The organism is Pseudoduganella sp. RAF53_2, from assembly GCF_052113985.1.
Taxonomy (GTDB): Bacteria; Pseudomonadota; Gammaproteobacteria; order Burkholderiales; family Burkholderiaceae_D; genus Rugamonas.
Map to the genome: position 1 here is coordinate 1 of NZ_JBFRDW010000595.1, position 3,852 is coordinate 3,852.

The 3,852-nt window shown below is 61.8% G+C and carries 3 protein-coding genes and 1 tRNA gene; 1 reads left to right on the plus strand and 3 read right to left on the minus strand.

The annotated features are described in order from the left end of the window. From epsL to abc-f, 3 genes are all read right to left on the minus strand, one after another. The coding region (epsL, locus tag AB4Z11_RS26080) for an XrtB/PEP-CTERM-associated polysaccharide biosynthesis outer membrane protein EpsL (RefSeq protein WP_442028743.1) at positions 1 to 891 on the minus strand (891 nt) is incomplete at its 3' end. A gap of 18 nt (positions 892 to 909) precedes the next feature. Further along, complete coding sequence (locus AB4Z11_RS26085; protein ID WP_442028744.1) at positions 910 to 1,638, minus strand: CAAX prenyl protease-related protein; 729 nt, start codon at positions 1,636 to 1,638, stop codon at positions 910 to 912. 108 nt (positions 1,639 to 1,746) lie between these two features. Beyond that, positions 1,747 to 3,657, minus strand: coding sequence for a ribosomal protection-like ABC-F family protein (gene abc-f / locus AB4Z11_RS26090; protein WP_442028746.1), 1,911 nt, complete (start codon positions 3,655 to 3,657; stop codon positions 1,747 to 1,749). A gap of 80 nt (positions 3,658 to 3,737) precedes the next feature. On the opposite strand from abc-f, the gene AB4Z11_RS26095 reads away from it, so the two are divergent. Beyond that, a tRNA-Arg gene (locus AB4Z11_RS26095) sits at positions 3,738 to 3,812 on the plus strand. The last annotated feature ends 40 nt before the right edge of the window (positions 3,813 to 3,852 follow it).

Genomic DNA, 3,852 nt, shown 5'->3' on the forward strand with positions numbered 1-3,852 from the left:
CGATTCCACTGCCGAAAATTCCCGCCATGCGTCGCCCTGGAACTTCAGCTTGACGCGCGGTTTCCAGGTCAGCGTGACGCGGCCGTTGGCACCGCTCTTGTCGCGATCGGTGAAAGTGTCGTGCTTGCGCTTGGCGTAACCCGCCAGCACCTGCAGCTGCGTGATCTCGCTGTAGAGCCAGTTCACGTTCAGCTTCAGCTCATCCTGGGTATAGCCTTCGTCCAGGAAGGCCGTGCCGAGACGGCGGTCGTTCAGGTAATTGCCTTTCAGACGGCGCGCCACCAGACCGACCTTGCTGCCGCTGGGCGCCAGGTAATCGATGCCCGCTTCGGTCAAATCCTCCGTGCGGTCATTGATGCTCTGGGCCGGCAGCTCGTAGGTGTATTTGTTGCGCTGGAAGCCCGCGCGCGCGCGCCAGCTGGGATGGAATTTCCAGCCACCGTTGATGTACTCGCGGTACTGCGTACGCAGGTTGCGGTCATCGCTGTGGAAGTCGTTGAACGGGGTCAGCGTCTGAGAGTAAGCCCCGCCCAGATTGCCGTCCAGATGATTGCCGAGGACCCAGGCCAGATCGGCGTTGAAGTCCTTGCCGTTGTAATTGAGCTGGTCGTAGTGGTCGAACGTGACGCGCGAAATTTTCGCCTGTCCCGTCAGTTTCTGGCGTCCGATCGGACGGTCGACCAGGAAGCCCGCAATGGCTTGCGTGGCGCGGTCCGAGCGCTGGAAGGTGTCCGGCGTGTCGTCGGGCACGCGCAGCAGGTTGTCGTCGTAGGTGTAAGCCACCGAAGCAAACGGTTTGATGGTATCGCTGATATCGGCGCGCGCCATGCCGCAAGCGAGCAGCGCAACAGCCAAAGGCAGCAGACGGAGTTGGGACAGAGGTTTGTGCATGAAAGACCCTTCTTGTTTTTACCAGTATGTCCAGCTGCCTGTCGCGAGAATCCAGACGCCGAGCAGGCAGTTCGTGACGGCGTGGGCCAGCGTGGGGGCCCATAAGGTGCCGCTGCGCATATAGAGCAGGGTGTAGGCTGCGCCAGCCACCATTCCGGCCAGCCACAGGTTGTGTTCGACGCCGAATAGTAGCACCGTGATAAGGAAAGACTTAACCTTCACAGATGAAGGGTGTACGGCGAGGAAACGATTGTCTTCCAGCCAGCGCAGCAGGAAGGAGCGCCAGAACAGCTCTTCCATCACAGGCACGATCAGGGCCGCACCGCCGATGCGCAAAGCGACCAGCAGCCAGTCGATATGGCCTGCTTCGTTGGTGGGATCGAATCCGGTGGAGCTGCCGATCTGCATCCAGTCGGCGTTCAGGCTGATCCACAGCGCCAGCACCAGCACGCCGGTGACGATGGAGATCACCGCCATGCCGGGCGACAGGCGGGCCTGGCTCAGTTCAGTGTAGTGACGGCGGCAGGCCAGCAGCGCCAGCAGAACCCCGCCGATCTTGATGGCATACAGCCAGCGCAGCTGGTCGGCTGCGAAGCCGGACCGCTCCAGCACGTCCTGCACCCCGATGAAGCCCAGATAGATGGCGAAGGGCAGTACCCGCGGCAGGACTGCGCCTGCTGCGATGTCGCCGCCAGGGCCTGCCGTGGCGGCCCGTGCAATCGGTGGTTCCGGGTGCTGGACTGACATTGTTAATCTGCTCCTTTGACAAGGTTTTGCAGATATTACAATGTCCTGCTGAGCTGGCGCGCACGAAAGTGCGAACCGGAAATTTGAAGAAAAAGGTGTTGACCCAGATCAAATACTACTGCGCGACTCGATCTCTTCCCAGCGTTCGAGCGCGGCCATCAGTTCTTCTTCGATTTCGCCGATGCGCTGGTTCAGGCGCTTGGCTTCCGCCGGCGTCTTCTTGTAAAAGTCCGGATCGGATAGCGTCACGTTGAGCGCGCTCTGCTCGTCTTCCAGCTTGGCGATCAGTTTCGGCAACTCTTCCAGCTCGCGTTGTTCCTTGAAGCTGAGCTTTTTGGGCTTGGCCGCAGGTGCCGGTGCCGGCGCAGCTGCCGGCGCGGCCGCGCTGGCCTTCTTCGGCACAGGCGCAGCAGCAGCTTGCGTGGCGTCGCGCACGCGCTCCCAGTCGCTGTAGCCGCCCACATATTCCTTCCACTTACCCTGCCCTTCAGCCACGATCACCTGCGTCACCACATTGTCGAGGAACATGCGGTCGTGGCTGACCAGGAAGACCGTGCCGTTGTAGTCTTCCAGCAGTTCTTCCAGCAGTTCCAGCGTATCGATATCGAGGTCGTTGGTGGGCTCGTCCAGCACCAGTGCGTTGGCGGGCTTGGCGAACAGGCGCGCCAGCAGCAGGCGGTTGCGCTCGCCACCGGACAGGGTCCGCACCGGCGAACGGGCGCGCTCAGGCTCGAACAGGAAGTCGCCCAGATAGCTCATCACGTGCTTCTTCTGGCCGTTGATCTCGACCCAGTCGGAACCCGGCGAAATCGTATCGGCCAGGCTGGCTTCTTCGTTCAGCTGCGCCCGCATCTGGTCGAAGTACGCCACCTGCAGTTTGGTGCCCTGCTTGATGGTGCCGGCGTCCGGCTGTTCTTCGCCGAGGATCAGCTTGAGCAGCGTGGTCTTGCCCGCGCCGTTGGCGCCGATCAGGCCAATCTTATCGCCGCGCATGATGATGCTGCTGAAGTCCTTGACGATCACCTTGTCGCCAAAGGCTTTGTCGACGTTTTCCAGCTCCGCGACGATCTTGCCGGAGCGCTCGCCGGACRCCACTTCCAGGCGCACCTGTCCCTGCTGGTCGCGGCGTACGGCGCGCTGCTCGCGCAGGCGCTCCAGGCGGCGCACACGGCCCTCGTTGCGGGTGCGGCGCGCTTCCACGCCTTTACGAATCCACACTTCTTCCTGGGCCAGGAATTTGTCGAACTTGGCGTTCTCCACTTCCTCGATCGCCAGCTGTTCCTGCTTGCGGGTCTGGTAGGCGCTGAAGTTGCCGGGATAGGACAGCAAGGTGCCGCGGTCCAGCTCGATGATGCGCGTAGCGACGTTGTCCAGGAAGGAGCGGTCGTGGGTAATGAACAGGATGCTGCCCTTGAAATCGCGCAGCAGGCCTTCCAGCCACATGATGGAGGTGAAGTCCAGGTGGTTGGTCGGTTCGTCCAGCAGCAGCACGTCGGGCGCCGCGACCAGGGCGCGCGCCAGCGCCACGCGCTTTTTCATACCGCCGGACAGCGTGTTCATCTTCGCTTCCTTGCCCAGATTCAGGCGGTCCAGCGTTTGCTCGACTTTGTTCTTCAGGTTCCAGGCATCGGCGGCATCCAGTTTCAGCTGGATGTCGTGCATGCGCTCCATTACGGCATCATCGTCGCCGTGGCCCAGCTGGGCGGTCAGCTCTTCATAGTCCTTTGCCAGCTGCGGCAGCTCGCCCAGGCCGGCGGCAACGGCGTCATACACCGGCATCTCCGGATCGAACTGCGGCTCCTGCTCCACGTAGGCGATTTTCAGCCCCTGCTGCATGACCAGCAGGCCGTCGTCCAGCTTCTGGCGGCCGGCGATAATCTTCAGCAGCGAAGACTTGCCCGTGCCGTTGCGGCCAATCAGGCCGACGCGCTCGCCGGTTTCGAGTGCAAACTCTGCGTGGTCAAGAAGCGCATGGTGGCCAAATGCCAGCTGCGCGGAAGAGAGGGAGACGACTGCCATGACGGGGAGGAAATGAGTGCGATAAACGCGCATTGTAACAATTGCAGCGCCGTCAGCTATAATTGCGCTCGCTTTGCGTCCTCCCCGTAGCACAATGGATAGTGCACATGCCTCCTAAGCGTGGGATACTGGTTCGATTCCAGTCGGGGGGACCAGCGACCTCCTTCCGGGAACTTTTCCCACCGACCTCTGTCC